This window comes from Methylomonas sp. HYX-M1, from assembly GCF_040741385.1.
In the GTDB taxonomy this organism is placed as follows: domain Bacteria; phylum Pseudomonadota; class Gammaproteobacteria; order Methylococcales; family Methylomonadaceae; genus Methylomonas; species Methylomonas rhizoryzae.
In genome coordinates, this window is the sequence record NZ_CP160405.1 from 1,887,486 (window position 1) to 1,904,036 (window position 16,551).

The following is a 16,551-nucleotide window of genomic DNA, read 5'->3' on the forward strand; positions in this document are numbered from 1 at the left end:
ATAAAATTAAGCGTATGTTTTCTCAAAAAGATGTCGCGGTAGATACGGACGACAATTACGAGATAACTCCGTTTGAAAATCCAAACTTCATTACCGATCCTATCAAAATAGCCGGTTTGTTATCCGAGATCGAAGTCAGCTCTCCACTTTGCTCCGTTCAGATCGAAGGTAGTCAAAACGAATATAATTCATCGATTTTAGGTATTAAATTAGATAAAAATCTGATTGTTTTCGATGAGCTGATCCCCAAAGACGGGAATTTCGAAATTCAAAGAGCGCCATCGGTCAAAATGTCGACTTTTCATAAAGGCGTGCATTTGTCGTTTAATTTGACCGGTGTGGAAACCGGATACTCCAAAGGGATTACTTATTACCGCGCATCCATTCCGGATCGCATTTATTATCCGCAACGCCGGCGGGCTCCCAGAATTGAAATTAGTTCTATCGACATTGGTTTTTCCGGGATTTCCGAACGCACCGGCATTTCGGTGACCGGTTATTTGTTCGATCTCTCCCGTGGTGGAGCGGGTATCGACGTTCCTGTGAACCGCGCGAGGGTTCAGCGTGGCGACAGAATTAAAAACTGTCAATTGGTGTTGGACGAATACACCATGGATTTCGATTTTTCGGTACGCTTTACCAAAGCTGTGCCTATCAGTCCTAATCGGGTACAAATAGGCGGATTTTTCGAAAATCTTTCCAGTAAGAGCGAAGCCAAGCTGTCTTATTTTGTCGCGTCGTTAGAGCGAGTCGAGATACGAAAACAAAAAGCCTAAGGTTTACTACCTCGTCCTTGAGGTAAGGGCAAAGAGCAAGCTTATTAGCGTAAGGAAATCGGTTGTACTTCCCGCATCGGAACGCCTTGGTAAAGCTGTCTTGGGCGGCCTATTTTCAGTTCCGGATCGGATATCATTTCGTCCCATTGCGAAATCCAGCCTACCGAGCGTGCCAACGCGAAAATGGCGGTAAACATTTCCGTAGGAATGCCAAGCGCGCGTAACACGATCCCCGAATAGAAATCGACGTTGGGATACAGCTTCCGGTCGACAAAATATTCGTCTTCCAAGGCGATACGTTCCAATTCCATCGCTAATTTGAACAAAGGATCGTCGTTTAAATCCAGTTCGTCCAAAACCTCATGACAGGTTTGACGCATCAGTTTGGCTCTAGGGTCGTAATTTTTATAGACTCTATGCCCGAAGCCCATTAAGCGGAATGGATCGTTTTTATCTTTGGCTTTTGCGACATATTCGGGAATATTGGAGACGCTGCCGATTTCTTCCAACATATTCAGCACCGCTTCGTTTGCTCCACCATGCGCGGCACCCCACAAGCAGGCGATGCCGGCTGCCACGCAAGCATAAGGATTAGCGCCGCTGGATCCGGCTAATCTGACCGTGGAGGTGGAAGCATTTTGTTCATGATCGGCGTGCAGGATCAGAATGCGATCCAAGGCGCGAATCAATACCGGATTTGGTAGATATTCGTCGCACGGGTCTCCCATCATCATGCGCATAAAGTTTTCGGCGTATCCGAGTTTGCGTTTCGGATAAATGAAGGGCATACCGATGCTGTACTTGTAACACATGGCGACGATGTTAGGCATCTTGGCGATCAAGCGTATCGCCGTGAGGTATCTGTCGTCTCTATTATTGATGTCGATGTGATCGTGGTAGAAAGCGGATAAGGCGCCGACTACGCCGACTAACACTGCCATAGGATGAGCGTCGCGTCTGAACCCGCTGTAGAAGCGGGTTAATTGTTCGTGAACCATGACGTGCTGACTGACCATGGTCACAAATTCTTTCATTTCGGCACCGTTTGGCAATTCACTGTTTAGCAGCAAGTAGCAAACTTCGAGAAAATCACAACGTTCGGCCAATTGTTCGATGGGGTAACCGCGATACAGCAATATGCCGGCGTCGCCGTCGATAAAGGTGATTTTTGAACGGCAACTAGCGGTAGAAGTAAAGCCCGGATCGTAAGTAAAACACCCGGTTTTGGCGTAAAGAGTGCGGATATCGATTACCGATGGCCCTAAAACACCCGGTATGACAGGCATTTCGCAAGCGGGCTTATTCGGATCCGTCGAGAGGGAAACGAGTTTTTCCGTCATAAATTTCTCCCAGAATGTATTTTCGGCTACGCGAAGCGCAGCCATTGTATTCTATGCGATCAGAGATTCGGCAACTAGTTGGCGATTGTTTAGCATCGGTTACTAAGCTATTTCCAGCCGATCATGGGTTTATCGCTACATCATTTTTAAATCGGCGCAATTCGGCTTGTTCCGGCTGATTTTGCGCAGCCATTAAGTTTTTTGATGCCAGGGAGGATGGATTGATAAACAGTGGCGGTAAGCCGCTTCGCTAAAGGCGGGCGAGCATCATTACAAACAAATCGGATTAAAGCGCTGCCGAGCCGGTACCGGTTCGATACAGCGCTTTGTGCGGGGAACCTTAGCCTTGGCCGGGTAGCATGCCTACCGAACCCGGTTTGATGCGTTTACAGGTGACGACGACATCTTCTTGGTGGCATTTTTGTAGATCCGTCTGAGTGCCGCAAGAGGTACAGACGGTAGTACCTGCCGTTTTGATTTCTTCTAAATGCCAACCGTAACCTTGGAATTGGCAAAAACGTTTGCTGTAACGAGTTAAGGTATATTCGCGCGACGCGGCTTCCTTGGCTTTGGTTTCCGAGCTGCACTGTGCGGATGGCAAGGTGTTAGCCATTAAATCCCGGAATATGTATTCAGTCGCTTCGGCTTCGAATTGGAAGCAGGCCATTAATAGCGCCGTTAAGGCAAGTTGTTTGGTCATTGTGAAACCTCGCGCTCGTTGATGATGCGAATATTCATTTGCTGAATCTCTTCGCTTAATTGTTGCTTGATAGGGGCGAATTTTTCGGTTTCGCTCATCTTCACCGCTAAAATCGTGCCGACTAAAGCAATGGCCGCAAGCACCATATAAAGCACAAAATGGTCTTTTTCTAGGGTTTGTGTCGTTTCGTTCATGTCAGTGCCTCAGGATTTCAAATCCGCTAACGCGGCGCCGAAATTGATATGAAAAACATGACCCTCTACCACCAGGGCCGGAACCGATTGCACCCCGGCGGCTTCGGCTTCGGCCAAGCGCTGTGATTGTTCGCCGACGTGCACGACTTCCAGCGAATATTTATTTGGATCGATCACGTTTAGTAACATTTGTTCGGCCGTTACGCAGACCGGGCAGCCCGCGTGGTAATACCTTGCGCTAGTCATAATGTCCCTCCTCGGTTAATTGATAGCGATTCGAAACTTACTACAGAGACTTGTGCTTGTCAAATTATATCGATTCGATATTTTTAGAGTAGTGCAAGGACGCCGCTTGCTTGTCATATTTCCGTCATATTTTTGGCTTAGGATTTCAGGCAGATGAAACAGGATGAGTGAAACCGTAGTTGTTGGTGCCGTTTAGTCTATTGGCCTTAAATGGCGGAGATAGGAAAACCAAAAAATAATCCGGAATTTTTGAGTTTCAGAAGAGGATCGTTAACGTATGACGCAACACACACTGAAAGCGTTTGACGCTGAGTTAAAAGAACTGCATGCGCTAATCGTCGAAATGGTGAGTTTACTGGTTTGCCAGTTGGAGCAGACCTTGGCTGCATTGGATGACGGCGACATGGAAATGGCGTTAAAAATCAACGCTGACGATGCTAAAGTTAACAGCTACGAACACTTGATCGACGCTCAAGTGATTAACGTGTTGGCTAGACATTGTCCGGTTGCCGACGATCTGCGAACCGTCATTTCTATCGCCAAAATCAGTTACGAATTAGAAAAGATAGGCAATGAAATTGCCGATTTCGCCCGTTTGGTCAGCGTGTTGTTCGACCCTAAAACCAGCGATCCCAACCGTAATTTGTTGGCGGACATCGTCAAAATCGCCATATTGGTTAAAAAGATGTTGTCGAAATTGCTGTTGGCCTTCGATAAGGCGGAATCCGAGCAAGCCTACTTGCTTTTACACTATAACCACGAGTGCGAAGCGGAATTATTGGCCGGCATCAAGCATCAATTGACTTATGTGATGAACGATGTCCGGCTGATCGGTCGGGCAATGGATATCATGCACATTTTGAAATCCTTGGAGCGTTGCGGCGAACATAGCCGAAACATTGCCGAATATTTGATCTACATGCTGGAAGGCGTAGACGTGAGGCATTCCGGCATTTCTTACGACATGGAATGAGACTGCCCGACCGGCGGATCGAAGCAAGACTCGGTTATTCGCTTGGATGTCAATTAGCCGACAAAGTCGGGTATCATGGCGGAGGTTACTCAAACCGGCTGTCCGGAGTCGCTATTGGCTTTACATACTGTCATCGATCTATTGAAAAAGCACCGTCTGGTCGAAGGGATGGTGCAAAACCAACCCTTACCCCGCCGCAAATTAGTCGTTTCCTTAGTTCAAAAACAGCATTTGGCCGAACTGCGCGGTTTGTTGGAGCGGTTAAACGCTGTCGAAATCGGCCACATTCTGTCCGCCTTACCGTTGGATGATGCGGAATTGGTTTGGACGCAAATCGAGGAATCCCGCCAGGACGACATATTGTGGGAAATTTCCGACGGTCTGCGGCAACAGCTGGTGGGCGATCGAGAACCGCATTGCGGCGACGGGCAAATATGCGCGTTCGAATTGATCGAAGGCCGGCTGGCCAAGGTTTCCATTACCTGCCGGCACGATTTGTTGGGAGGCAAGCCAATTTGGATAGATTTGTTGTCGCCTACCAAAGCTCAGCGGCAGTTGATAGGCCAACATTTCTCCGTAGATTTGCCGGACCCGGACGAACAAACCGATTTGGAAGCCAGTGCCCGGTTTTATGTCGAGCAAAACGAAATCCATATTCATTCGGATTTTTTGCTGGATAGAGAAGGTAAGTCGCGCAGCGTTCCGGTCGCATTCGTATTGCGCGACGAGGTGTTGTTCTCGGTTAGAAACGAAGAATTACCGGTATTTCGTCTGCAACGTCTTAGGGCGAGAACCCAGCCCGGCTTCGTAACCGACAGTAGGGATTTGTTGCTGGATCTGTACGGCGCCGAAGCGGAATATTCCGCGGACGCATTGGAAAATATTTATACCGAGTTAGAAGCCGTCAGCAAAAAGGTATTGAGCCAGAACGTCAGCGACGCTGAGGCCGAACGCATCCTGGCCGACATCGCCGAAGAGGAAGATTTGAACGGTCGCATCCGCCGCAACATGCTGGATACTCAACGCGCGGTGTCTTTCCTGATCCGGCGCAAACTGTTGTCGCCGACTCAGCTGGAAGATGCGCAGCAGATTTTGCGCGATATTGAATCCTTGAACAGTCACACGGCGTTTTTGTTCGACAAAATTAACTTCCTGATGGACGCGACGGTTGGTTTCATCAATATCAACCAGAACAAAGTCATCAAAATCTTTTCGGTCGCATCGGTAGCGATGCTGCCGCCCACCTTGATTGCCAGCATTTACGGCATGAACTTTCAACACATGCCGGAATTGGAATGGATGCTAGGTTATCCCTTCGCCTTATTCCTGATGGCGTTTTCCATCGTGTTGCCTTATTTGTACTTTAGACGCAAAGGTTGGCTCAGGTAGAAGCGGGTTGGCAAGCGCTCAAGCCGTTTCCGCACGACTCGTTATCCTCTTTATCGCTATATAGCCAAGGCAATCGCCCGGCACCAACAGGTAGGTAAAATTCAGTTAACCGACGCTAACCCGACTGAGTTGTGCGGCTCATGTCTCAATCGGCCGGGCGTTCTGCGTTATAGTACCAACCGATGTTGTAAGTGGGGCGGATACCATGGCTATGAAAACTTTAACTACGATATTTTTGTGCGTTTGTCTGTGTTTTGAATACGGCAGCACCACGGTTTTGGCGGCTGAACAGGCCGGCATTGTGATAGATGCGCAACAGTCCGGGCGCGTCATCCCTCGATTATTGTTCGGCTCCAATTTGCAATGGGAGGCCAACGGCGACGGCCTTATTGTTTCGGATAACGGCCAAGATTCGTTGGTGCCGGCGGTGGTAGACACTGTTAAATCCGCCGGGGTGAGCGCTATTCGCTTTCCCGGCGGCGCGTTGAGCAATACCTATCAATGGCAAAACGCAATCGGTCCGCTGGCGGAGCGTAAGGTCGGCGTCACCTATAGCGGCCAGCCGGCCCCGTCTAATTTCGGTACCGACGAGTTCATTCGGCTTTGCCGCTTGACCGGTAGCGACGCCGTGGTGACGGTGAATTTTTCAGCGGATCCGGCCGACGCGGCGCATTGGGTCGAGTATCTGAACGGTTCCCCGCAGAGCGAATGGGGGGCGTTGCGGGCTAAAAACGGTAACCGGCAAGCCTTGGGTGTGCGTTATTTCGAAATCGGTAACGAAATCTATTCGCCGAACGAACCCGGTCATACCAGTGCCTCCAATTACGCGGCGCGCGTTAAAGATTTTGCTAAAGCGATGAAAACGGTCGATCCGTCGATAAAAGTCGGTGTGGCCTTGGAAGCGTCTTTTACCCAAGCTGCATGGATGGTCAATGTTTATCCGCATTTGTTAAGTTGGAACGAACAAGTGATTAAACACTTGGATGCCTCCTTAGATTTTGTCGTCGTGCATTTTTACGCTCCCTTCGACAAGATGTTTTTCAATAACGATTTAAAGCGCTTGGTTTTGGCCGGGCCTATGGTGTTTGCGCAAAATTTGGCTAGCGTAAAAGGCTTGCTGGCCACCCATCAACGCGACCGGATGGAAATTGCCGTTACCGAATACAACACGTTTTTCGGCGAAAAAGTCGTGTTGGATAAACGCATATCCAGTGCCGAAAGCGCATTGTTCAATGCGATGATGCTGTTCGCCATGATGCGCGACGACAAAGTCGTTCTGGCCAATCATTGGTCTTTACTCAACAACAGCAGTTTCGGGATGTTGCAGTATCAAGACGGTGTATTGCTGAAGCGGCCTAATTACGATGTGATGACCTTGCTATCGCAAATGGCGCAAGGCAGCGTGCTGGACACCAAGGTGCAAAGCCCCGCGTATTCGATAGACGCCAAGGGAAATTTGCCGGCATTAGCGCAGGTTCCCTATTTAGATGCCATTGCGGTTATCGGTGCCAATAAGGATTTGTTGTTGGCTGTCGTCAATCGAGGTCTGGAGGATAGCGTACCGACCGCCATCAGCTGGTCCGGGTTTAGTGGCACTAACGGCGAGCTTATTACTTTGATCGACGATCAAGATGGCGGCTGGACCCGTAACGAGAGCGTGCTGGCAGTATCCGCTAATCGGTTCAATGTCAGCTTTCCGGCTCAATCTCTCAGCTTGATACGGTTAAAACCGAGTGTCCGTTAGCGCGCATGTCTCGCACCGTTTTTACATTCTTTAGCCGGCAATCCTCAGCGTGTCGTCGCGTGCCTTAACGCATTTTGCTAACGTCCTGATCTCGCGGTTAGCGCTACCGCTTGGGGCGCTACTCATATTAATAGTTCTGGGCAGGGTGTCTACCGAGCTGCTGGGACGTTACGCGTTGGTAACGACGTATTTCTTCATCTTACAAACCTTGCCGCTGCTGGGGTTGACGCCCTATGTGATGCGTGAAGTCGCCAGAAAACCCGAGTATGCGGCGCGCTATTACGTCAGCGTTGGTTTGTTGGCATTGATATCGGCGTTATTAATCAATTTGGCGATCTTTTTCGGCCTCGGCTTTAGCGTTTACCCCGACGACATCCAAGCGGGCATACGGGTAGTCGGTTATTGCATTGTTCCGGGCATTTTGGCGTTTACCGCCGAAATCGTGTTAACCAGCTTACATAGAACGGCATTCATCTCCCGTTTGGCATTAGCGGAAAATTTTTTGCGCGTTGTAGCCAGTATTGTGTTAGTCCGCCAAGGCTACGACGTCGATGCCTTGATGTGGGTGCTGTTTTTGACTAAGAGTCTGTTGTGGCTCAGTTATTTGGAAATATTAAGCGATATTTGTCCGGGATTTTTAAAAACGCTGCCGCATGGCCGGACATTGCGCGAGATATTTCGAGTCGTTCCGGTGTTTTTACTGAATACCGTGTTGGCGTTGGTGATCAGTCGCCTGGATTTTGTGGTTTTATCGCTCTATCAGTCGGCCGAAGTGATAGCCCATTACGCGATTGCTTACCGTTTGTTCGAAATCGGCATGATGGTGATTACGGCGTTGATGACCAGCCAGTTTCCCAGCTTGTCTCGGCGGCATTTGCAGGGCGTCAGCATCAGCCGGGCAATGTTCAGGATATTTTTAACGGCTTTTTTTATCGTCATGCTGCCGTTCGCGCTCGGCTTATATTTCGCCGCGGACGGGTATGTACAGCTGTTGTTTCCGCATCAATATCCTTTGGCCGTGCCGCTGGCCCAAGTTTTTATGTTGATTTTGCCCTTGGCGGGATTCGATTGTGCCGCCAACTTTATGTTGAATGCCATGGATAGGCAGCGCGACGATACCTTGGCTTTGTTGTTCGGTTCGCTGGTATACGGGCTGGCATTGCTCATTTGGGTCCCCGAATATTCGATCTACGGTGCGTTTTGGGCTCTGTTTGCGGCCTTGCTGGTACAGTTATCGGCGCGTTTTTATTTCATAGGGCGGCGTTATCACGGCGTTTTGAGCGGCTTCGAAATCGTTTTTTACTTAGCGTTGTTGATTGGCATTTGGAGTGTTGTGCTAAGCAGGCAAATCCCGAGTCTAACCGTGCAAGTCTTGCTGGTACTCGGCTTATTCGCGGCTTTGCCGGCGATATTGATGCTTTCCGGCATGATCCAGCCGCTGCGGTTGCTGCGTTTTTTGAGCGGAACCTCGAAACGGCGCAAGCAGGATGGCGACGTGAATTCGCTAGCCGGCTTGCTCAGGTTTATCGGCGAAGACGCCAGACGCAACGTGGTCTGGCGCAGATTCAAATATCCTTTGCCGGAAGATAGAAAGCACATCGTCAACTTCGGCTTTAACGCCGTGTTGCTGTATAGGATTTCCCGCTTTTTGTTGTTACGCGGGCTTGGTCGGCTGTCGTTTTTCGTGTGGACGGCCAATAAATTGACGACGCGCTGCGATATTCAGCCGGATAGAAAGATAGGTCCGGGTTTAGTGTTGGATGCTCCGGCCGTTGTGGGCATATCCGGGCAGGTAGGCAGTCATGCCTGTTTTATGGCAAGCACCGCTATCGGCCGCTCCGGCCCGGCCAATCGGCATACGCTAGATAGCCCGGTCGTAGGCGATAAGGTCTTGTTTTTGCCGGGCGCTTGCATTCTGGGCGGCTTTTTAATTGCAGACCATTCGGTTGTGCCGCCGGGTGCCAAAATACGCAGTCTTAAAGATTTCCAAGCAGCCGGGCTACAAGCTAAAGATAGAAGCGCGGAAGCGGTTTGATAAAACGCGTGGCCGGTTGGACATAGTCCGGTTTTCACCAATATGTCGCACAGGTATTTTTCCTTGCATTGGGCCGGCGAAATAGACCCGGCAAGAGAAACCGATAGGCGGGTTGAACAACGTGAAGCCCATTCTGGAGTGGAGGTGGCTTGTGATGGACTTCCCGCGTCGACACTCCACATCCCTGAGTCTCCCCGATTTTCTTAGACTGTCCCCCCTATAAGCTTGTCGACGGACCGGTTTGTACAAGCTTCGACAATTAACAGCCAAGTTGCCGATTAAGAACAACGCTAAAGCCGGGCGTATTCGGCCGGCATTTCACCTATTTTCCGGTTTGTTCTGCGGCATATCCCGTGGTTTTTCCAGGCTCCAAACTTGAATTGTATTTAACTAATTGAAATTATTGTGATTAATTGTCGGTGTAGATATTGCATAGCACCTTGCGGTTTAGCTGTTAACCATTCGCACAATAATTATTCAAACATTCAAGAGGGGGCGGACATGCGCGCTTTATTCAATCCCGGCGGCCTGTTTACGGTGGTAGGACTGGTCATATTAACCGGGTTACTAGCAGGATTGCCTTGCGATGCCGAAGCCGGGCAATTGCGGTTGAGCAAGGCTCAGTGGCTGGCTAAAAAAGCTACGCTGACGATCAGCGGCAAACTCGGTAAGGCCGATGCGGGCGCCGGTGTCGAGCTGTACGATGTCAACGGCCGATTTTTAGGTGCCCCTACGCTAAGCAGCAAGGGCAAATTCAGCTTGTCTCTGAATCAAGACGCTTTGCCCGCTATTCCGTGCGGTATCAGAGCCAAATCGGGCGATCTTGACGCTTTAAAAAGCGTGATAGGCGCGCCTAAATCTTGCCGCAAAGCACCGCAATGCAGTATCGCCACACCGCTGGAAGGCGCACAGCTGAGCGTGAATCAAGCTACCGATTTTAAAGCTACGGTTAGCCTTAAAGATAAGAAGACTACTATCGTTAGTCAGGAGTGGGATTTTGCCGGCGGTGCTTTGCAAACCGAGGCTTTTCGGAAATCCGGCGCCGAAACGTCGGCGACTTTCGTCCGCGACAACAGCAACTATCGGGTTCGCTTTGTCGCTACGGATAGCAACGGCCGCCGTTGCGAGGACGCCGTGAACATCGCCGTGGGCAATCCGCCCGGCGAGCTGCCGGCCAAAGTAAGCGAACAAACCGCCGCCGGCTTGGGTGCGGAACTGGACGGCGTCCTGGACGACTTGGTGGTGCTGCCGGTTGCCGAATGGTCGATGATGCATGCCAGCGACGCCAGGGTGAATCCCAATCTATACGCTTCGTTTCCGCCGTTAAACACCACACTGAATGCTTACGTCTATAAAAAGGCCTTGAAGCCGGTGTTGCAGACCACCAACGATGTCGACATTCAATACTCCGCCGCATCGAATCCCAGCGACCCGGTTGGCGCCGGTTCCATCAATTCCACCAGCCAAAATTGGCCGCTGGATGCCGCTTTTAGCGGCGCGCAAATCCGTAAATCCGATTTTTGGGAAACCTATACCCGTGCCGAATCGGAAAAAGGCGACGGTTACCGTAGCCTGTCCTGGATGGCGATGGCGCCTTGGAGCTGGTCCTGGAGCAACGCCACCGACGACTTTCCCGATCCCGACGAAGGTTATTATCTGGACGGCACGATCAATTTTTCCGCTAATCCGGCGGAGCCCGGCAGTCAAATGCCCGGTAAAACCAACCCTTACGTGACCAATACCCCCAGGGAAATGGCGGCGGCCATGGGTACCACCACCGGCGGCTCCGTGCGTTCGCTGCCGATCACGGACGTTGACGATAAAAACAGGATCAATCCTTATCCGTTGGTGCGCGTGCAAGTCAAGGAGAACGGTAGCGTCAAAGCCAGCACCGACGGCGTGTTGACTAGCGGTAAAGACTTCAAATGCCGAGAGTGTCACGCCAAGGGCGGCATAGCGGCCAACCCCAATGCGCCGCATACCCGGGATGCGTTTTGGTCGTCCGCTTGGGTTAAATGGTATATCGCAAAAAACCCGGATAAGGCGCCTGCCGCGGAAGATATTCTGGATAAACCGCAGTTCTTTGACGCGGCCGGCGACAGTATCGAAGATCAGGAATACGCCGCTGCGCTGAATTACACCAGTCTGCACGATTTTTACGACAACATGGGGCTGTTGAGTTCCATGCTATACGGGATGAGTCACGACGGTAACAACAAAAGTACGGGGGACAGTCCTTTCAGTTGCGAGGCGTGCCACGGTTCCGCGATGGCATTTTTGACCCGCGACGATGCCTGGTGGCAGTGGGAGCAACACAACTACACCACTCCGGATTTCGACCCGGATTATTCGCCCACCATCCACCGCTTCCACGGCATGTTGCAGTACAAAAGCGCGACCGACCACAGCGACATCAAACGCACTGCCACCGGCATGTACGAGCGCTATACCGGTACCGGTTTGAATGCGTTGAGTTTGTTTCCGATTTTCGACGGCAACGGCATGCAGGTACCGATGGAAGAGAATTGCCTGAAATGCCATGCCGGGCATCGCGAGCCGCTGTACCGCGACCGCATGTATACCGCCGGGGTCACCTGTTACGACTGTCACGGCGACATGCTGGCGGTGGGGCAAAACACCAAGAAACCGGTAGAGCGCATTAGCGCCGACGGCAACCAATACCGGGTGCCGTGGTTCGACGAGCCGGATTGCGGCTCCTGCCATACCGGGCATAGCATGGCTACCCCGCAAACCGATAGCGGCTATTTCAGTGCCGGCGTGATGAAGCGGGCGTTCGACGCGGGCGACTATTCCGGCTTGTCGCGTAAGGTCGATTTGACCGATCCGGATGCCGCGCGGTTTGCGGTAAGGCCGTTATACGATCTGGGGGTTAGCGATCCGGCCAAGGCTATCAGTATCGGCGCCACTCAATACAACGCCGACACAGACACGCTGGATAACGTCGACAGAAGCCTGAAAGTCTTGGTGCCGTTGTATCGGGAAGGCAAGGACAGCCACGGCAACGTACCGTGCGCGGCGTGTCACGGGGTGGCGCACGAAGTGTGGCCGAACCGCGACCCGAACGCTAACGACAACGTCGCCGCATTGCAGCTGCAAGGACATACCGGCACCATCTTGGAATGTAACGTTTGCCACGACAAAGACTCGTTCAAGCTGATGGACGATCTGGACGGCGGTACCTACAGCGGCGACGACGTCGAACACATTCTCGGCGGCCCGCACAACATGCATCCGGTCAACGATCCGTACTGGTGGAGCGAAAGCGCCGGCGGCAACGGCGGCTGGCACAACGAATACGCCAAGATCTCGGGCAAGAACGGCGAAGACCAATGCGCGGCCTGCCACGGTGCCGATCATAAGGGCACGCGCTTGTCCAAAACTCCGGTCGAACGGGTATTCGTCAACGACAAGGCCAAAGGCGTCAAACGTAAAGTGGTGGTGCCGGCCGGTACGCCTATAGGCTGCGATCTGTGCCATAGTCTGGAAAAAAGCTTTCCGCAACGCACGCAGTCGGCGGCCATCGCCGGCAGCGGCCAGCAATCCGGAAACTCGAATCAAACCTCCGGTTCAGGTTCTGGCTCCGGTTCCATGAACGGATCAGGAAGCATGGGTTCCGAGCGTTAGTGAGCCGGTACATTGAGAGGGGCACTGTGTGCCCCATTTTTTGTTTTTCGGTTTTTGTAGTCTCGAATAAGGTGTCCAGGCTCGTCCCGAATTCCATAACGTCACGGCATTGCGATAGGTTACGCGTGCCGGGTAATGCTTTTCTCTGCAAGTCGCTACGAAACTGCCTTCATTTGCCGGGGCGACTGCGAAGCTTTCATGATCATTACTAGCCATTATTCTACACAGCTAACGGCGCTTTAAGACGTACCGACGTTTTGTCTTACAACGACGGAAGACATCACCCCGACCCCGCCGGCTAACGGCAGTCAGGGCTATACGATACGACCCATCCGGCTTCATCACCGGCTACGGCAGTTTTACCGACCGCTACGGCGCCGACCGCACCCTGATCACATTCACCCAAGCCGCTAACAGGGCCGTAGATACCGTCTCTCAAGTCAACGTTAAATTGCAAAGTCACCGTAAAAAATAACAACCGCCCGGCACCCGATAACGTCGATAATTCGGCATAGATTGTCACGTCTTTCGTAGGGCGGAAAAGCGATAGCGCATTCCGCCAAATTACCCCAGCCAAACCCAAACCAACCGCAACCGGAAAACTTCAACCCAAAATTCACGGCCAAACGCTCCGAAATGTCGGATTTCGCTGTGCTCATCCACGGTTCTGCAATAAGCGGATTGCTCCGCGAATCACCGGCAATATCACAATAATCCGCCGCCCGGTCGTAGGCGATTGGCAATCCAAATGCCACCATACGGCGGAACCGCGATGCGTTCCACCTTACGGCCTTAAAACCCATGGCGACAATCTGCTGCTTTTATGCCGGCGCGGCGGCCTTACTGGCCGGTCCAAAACGCAAAGCCTACGATCCGCAACTGGCGGCGCATTTCATTGACGCTTTGGGGCTGTACCAACCGGGCGACATCGTAGAATTGAATGGCGGCGAACTGGCCGTGGTGAAGACGATTTGGCTACAAACCCCGCGGCGAGCAACGGTGCGGCTACTGACCGATCCGCATAAACGTTTGTTGGAAAATCCGCAGGAATTAAGACTTTATTTGTCGGCCGCCAAAGCGCAAGCCATTGCGCGCATTTTAGCGGCCGACGAGCCCATCTTAGATCTGCTGACACAGCAGGCCAAACGCCAAACTGACAACTAGCCGGGCCACCCCGCCTATCGCTAAATTTGTACCGGTTGCGACGTTTAGAATTCGTATTTAAACCCCGCTTGCACCAAGCGCGGCATACCCGACTGAATACCACGCACCCGGTCGGTAATGTAGGTATTGTCCAGCATGTTTTTCATAGCCACATACAAAGTCAAATCCTTCTGCACTTTATAAGAAGTCGCAAAATTGACCACCACGTAATCGTTGATTTTGCCGTAAGAACCGGTGCGAGCGCTTAGACTGTTCGGTCCGTCAGGATGATCGGCCCCGCTTTCCAGATTCATGAAATCGGCATATTGTTCGCTGACGAATGCCGCTTCCAGATGGGCATCGAAACCGCTGGGATGCGAGTAGCCCAAAGTCGCGGTCAACAGGTTTTCAGGCGCATACGGCGCACGCTTGCCGGCGGCCGAGCCTCTCACGTAACCACCGGGACAATTCGCCGGCGTCGCACCACTGGACAGCGTCACACAGTGGAATGCCTCAGTAGTTTCAGCCGTCGGCAGCCACATGTAGGCTATCTGCGCATAGGGATTATGGGTCCAGTCGAACACATCTCCGAAGTCTGCACGCGCCATCAACTCGATGCCTTCATACAAGGCTTTGCCTTGCGCAACCGGCGTGCTACCGCCGCCTACCGTACCCAACACCGTCAAGGCGTCGAAATCATTGTGAAAATAGGTCAAGTCCGCTTTAACACCGCGCATAGGCCTTGTCCGGATGCCGAATTCCGTATTCCAGCTGATTTCGGCACCGATTTCGGCAGATCCGCCGGTATCGTTGTAAACGGCATCCTCGACCCTAGGCGGCGCAAAACCGCGGTGGATGCCGAAAAACAAGGTGGCTTCGTCGATAGGACTATAGGTCATGGCGAATGACGGCAAGATTTCCGTCAAACTGCTTTGGCCTTGCGCACCGTTTAACAAATTCTTGCGCTGGTAGCTGACGGATTCGACGCGTACACCCGGCGTAAACGTCCAATCGTCCAAAATGAATTGATTTTGGAAAAAGCCCGAATAGGCATCGGCAAAACGCTCGTTATTTTCCAATACCTGGCCGTCGCGAGCGTTTGGCGAATTGCCTCTGATCATCTCCCGATATTGGTTTTCGAAATGCGCCCGGAAGCCGGCATCCAGCCGGCTCTCGATGCCGAACAAGTCGTGCTTGGCGTGCAGTGTCGGCGCAATCCCCCAAGTCTGGTAATTACGCTTGCGACCTACAGTGTAGTTACACAAATCCATATCGATCGGGGTGCCGTTCAGGCGATCTTGCACATAAGTTGGGTAACTGGCCGTGCATTGATTCTCGGTCGGAAATTCATTCTGCTGCCGCCACCAGTTACGCTCGTAGGACGACCAGTAAAAATTGGTTTCCAGCGACACGTCGTTGTTGAAACTGTGCTCGTAGGTGGCCGAGGTGGACCAGCGGTCGTTGATGAAACTGGCGTTCTTGTCCGGATTGTAGCGGGCGCCCAGTTTGCGGTATTCGGCGTCGGTCAAACCGAAGGCTGCGCCTTGTTCGTCCTGGTGGTAAAAGTCGCCGCGCAAGGTCAGGCGGTTACGGGCATCGAAATCGATGATGCTCTTCAGGTTGGCGTCGTCTACGGTAGCAAAGGTGTTGTCTCGGTTTTCCATGCCTTCCTTGTGGATGTAATCCACTACGCCGCCCACGGCGTCCAGGCCTTGAACGTTTTTGACCATTCCGCCGTAGCGGGCATGGCCGTTGCGGTAATCCCGGTTGCCTCCCATAAAGCTGACGAAGCCGCCGGGCTCGACCGGTACTTTCGGCGTCAGGTAATTGACCGCGCCGTTGATGGTCTGCGGGCCGAATTGGGTCAAATCGGCGCCCTTGTAGATTTCTATGCCGTCGTAGCGTTCGATCGGCGGATGGTAATAGATGTCGTTGTCGCCGTAGGGCGCAAAGTTGAACGGAATGCCGTCTTCCAGGAACAACACTTTGGTGGAACGGAACGGGTTTTGGCCGCGAAAGGCGATATTCGGCCGCAAGCCGAAGCCTTCCTCGTCGCGCACGTAAACGCCGGGCGTCTTGCGCAAGGCTTCGTTGACGGTGAACACCTGGTCGCGTTCCAGGGTTTGCTTGTCTATGACCGAGGTCGAGCCGGAAAAAGCCGAGGCTTTTTCCACGCTTTCCACCACTTCGACGGTGGATAATGCGTCGGCGGCGTCATCGGCTTGTTTGGTGTTGGGGGCCGGTTGGTTGGCCGCCACGCCTTGGCTGATCAGACTCAGCAGTAATGCCGGTAAATATCCCTGTTGTTTTTGCATGTGCTTCACTTCGCTTCGAGTTGGAAAAACGCTGTTCCGCTCGGCCGGCGA

Annotated in this window: 13 protein-coding genes; 7 read left to right on the forward strand and 6 right to left on the reverse strand. The window is 52.2% G+C overall.

Annotated elements, in window-relative coordinates:
- Window positions 1-14 precede the first annotated feature (14 nt).
- Window positions 15-776: a flagellar brake protein gene (locus AB0A83_RS08700; protein WP_232056825.1), complete on the forward strand. Its 762-nt coding sequence runs from the start codon at window positions 15-17 to the stop codon at window positions 774-776.
- A 44-nt stretch (window positions 777-820) separates the two neighbouring features.
- On the opposite strand, the gene gltA is transcribed toward AB0A83_RS08700, so the two are convergent.
- The 4 genes from gltA to AB0A83_RS08720 form a co-directional block, all read right to left on the reverse strand.
- On the reverse strand, window positions 821-2,116 hold the full coding sequence (gltA, locus tag AB0A83_RS08705) for a citrate synthase (protein ID WP_150047894.1): 1,296 nt from the start codon (window positions 2,114-2,116) through the stop codon (window positions 821-823).
- A gap of 340 nt (window positions 2,117-2,456) precedes the next feature.
- A complete protein-coding gene (locus tag AB0A83_RS08710) occupies window positions 2,457-2,816 on the reverse strand; it encodes a hypothetical protein (protein WP_150047895.1) in 360 nt (119 codons plus the stop codon).
- Entirely contained in the window at window positions 2,813-3,010 is a 198-nt protein-coding gene (locus AB0A83_RS08715; RefSeq protein ID WP_367156014.1) for a hypothetical protein, read from the reverse strand. The genes AB0A83_RS08710 and AB0A83_RS08715 overlap by 4 nt, the downstream gene beginning before the upstream one ends.
- Before the next feature lie 9 nt (window positions 3,011-3,019).
- Entirely contained in the window at window positions 3,020-3,256 is a 237-nt protein-coding gene (locus AB0A83_RS08720) for a thioredoxin family protein (RefSeq protein WP_150047897.1), read from the reverse strand.
- Window positions 3,257-3,533: 277 nt separating this feature from the next.
- Here AB0A83_RS08720 and phoU point away from each other — a divergent pair, with 277 nt between their 5' ends.
- The 5 genes from phoU (at window position 3,534) to AB0A83_RS08745 (ending at window position 13,042) form a co-directional block, all read left to right on the forward strand.
- Window positions 3,534-4,229, forward strand: a complete 696-nt coding sequence (phoU, locus tag AB0A83_RS08725; protein WP_150047898.1) for a phosphate signaling complex protein PhoU — start codon at window positions 3,534-3,536, stop codon at window positions 4,227-4,229.
- A 75-nt stretch (window positions 4,230-4,304) separates the two neighbouring features.
- Window positions 4,305-5,618, forward strand: a complete 1,314-nt coding sequence (gene corA, locus AB0A83_RS08730; protein WP_232056826.1) for a magnesium/cobalt transporter CorA — start codon at window positions 4,305-4,307, stop codon at window positions 5,616-5,618.
- A 211-nt stretch (window positions 5,619-5,829) separates the two neighbouring features.
- Window positions 5,830-7,362, forward strand: a complete 1,533-nt coding sequence (locus AB0A83_RS08735; protein WP_367156015.1) for an alpha-L-arabinofuranosidase C-terminal domain-containing protein — start codon at window positions 5,830-5,832, stop codon at window positions 7,360-7,362.
- 49 nt (window positions 7,363-7,411) lie between these two features.
- Entirely contained in the window at window positions 7,412-9,397 is a 1,986-nt protein-coding gene (locus AB0A83_RS08740) for an oligosaccharide flippase family protein (RefSeq protein ID WP_269473500.1), read from the forward strand.
- 501 nt (window positions 9,398-9,898) lie between these two features.
- Window positions 9,899-13,042, forward strand: coding sequence for a cytochrome c3 family protein (locus AB0A83_RS08745; protein ID WP_150047901.1), 3,144 nt, complete (start codon window positions 9,899-9,901; stop codon window positions 13,040-13,042).
- 446 nt (window positions 13,043-13,488) lie between these two features.
- On the opposite strand, the gene AB0A83_RS08750 is transcribed toward AB0A83_RS08745, so the two are convergent.
- The gene (locus AB0A83_RS08750) at window positions 13,489-13,845 is read right to left on the reverse strand and encodes a hypothetical protein (protein WP_367156016.1); all 357 of its coding nucleotides are present in this window, start codon (window positions 13,843-13,845) and stop codon (window positions 13,489-13,491) included.
- Between AB0A83_RS08750 and AB0A83_RS08755 the strand changes: the two genes are divergently transcribed.
- A complete protein-coding gene (locus AB0A83_RS08755; RefSeq protein WP_150047903.1) occupies window positions 13,844-14,206 on the forward strand; it encodes a hypothetical protein in 363 nt (120 codons plus the stop codon). The genes AB0A83_RS08750 and AB0A83_RS08755 overlap by 2 nt on opposite strands.
- A 44-nt stretch (window positions 14,207-14,250) precedes the next feature.
- Here the strand turns inward: AB0A83_RS08755 and AB0A83_RS08760 are convergent, their stop codons facing one another.
- On the reverse strand, window positions 14,251-16,500 hold the full coding sequence (locus AB0A83_RS08760) for a TonB-dependent receptor family protein (RefSeq protein WP_367156017.1): 2,250 nt from the start codon (window positions 16,498-16,500) through the stop codon (window positions 14,251-14,253).
- Between the last annotated feature and the right edge of the window lie 51 nt (window positions 16,501-16,551).

Bases quoted from the DNA above. Each gene is read 5' to 3' on its own strand.
- AB0A83_RS08700 (WP_232056825.1), top strand. From the start codon at position 15: ATGTTTTCTCAAAAAGATGTCGCGGTAGATACGGACGACAATTACGAG.
- gltA (WP_150047894.1), bottom strand. From the start codon at position 2,116: ATGACGGAAAAACTCGTTTCCCTCTCGACGGATCCGAATAAGCCCGCT.
- AB0A83_RS08710 (WP_150047895.1), bottom strand. From the start codon at position 2,816: ATGACCAAACAACTTGCCTTAACGGCGCTATTAATGGCCTGCTTCCAA.
- AB0A83_RS08715 (WP_367156014.1), bottom strand. From the start codon at position 3,010: ATGAACGAAACGACACAAACCCTAGAAAAAGACCATTTTGTGCTTTAT.
- AB0A83_RS08720 (WP_150047897.1), bottom strand. From the start codon at position 3,256: ATGACTAGCGCAAGGTATTACCACGCGGGCTGCCCGGTCTGCGTAACG.
- phoU (WP_150047898.1), top strand. From the start codon at position 3,534: ATGACGCAACACACACTGAAAGCGTTTGACGCTGAGTTAAAAGAACTG.
- corA (WP_232056826.1), top strand. From the start codon at position 4,305: ATGGCGGAGGTTACTCAAACCGGCTGTCCGGAGTCGCTATTGGCTTTA.
- AB0A83_RS08735 (WP_367156015.1), top strand. From the start codon at position 5,830: ATGAAAACTTTAACTACGATATTTTTGTGCGTTTGTCTGTGTTTTGAA.
- AB0A83_RS08745 (WP_150047901.1), top strand. From the start codon at position 9,899: ATGCGCGCTTTATTCAATCCCGGCGGCCTGTTTACGGTGGTAGGACTG.
- AB0A83_RS08755 (WP_150047903.1), top strand. From the start codon at position 13,844: ATGGCGACAATCTGCTGCTTTTATGCCGGCGCGGCGGCCTTACTGGCC.
- AB0A83_RS08750 (WP_367156016.1), bottom strand. From the start codon at position 13,845: ATGGGTTTTAAGGCCGTAAGGTGGAACGCATCGCGGTTCCGCCGTATG.
- AB0A83_RS08760 (WP_367156017.1), bottom strand. From the start codon at position 16,500: ATGCAAAAACAACAGGGATATTTACCGGCATTACTGCTGAGTCTGATC.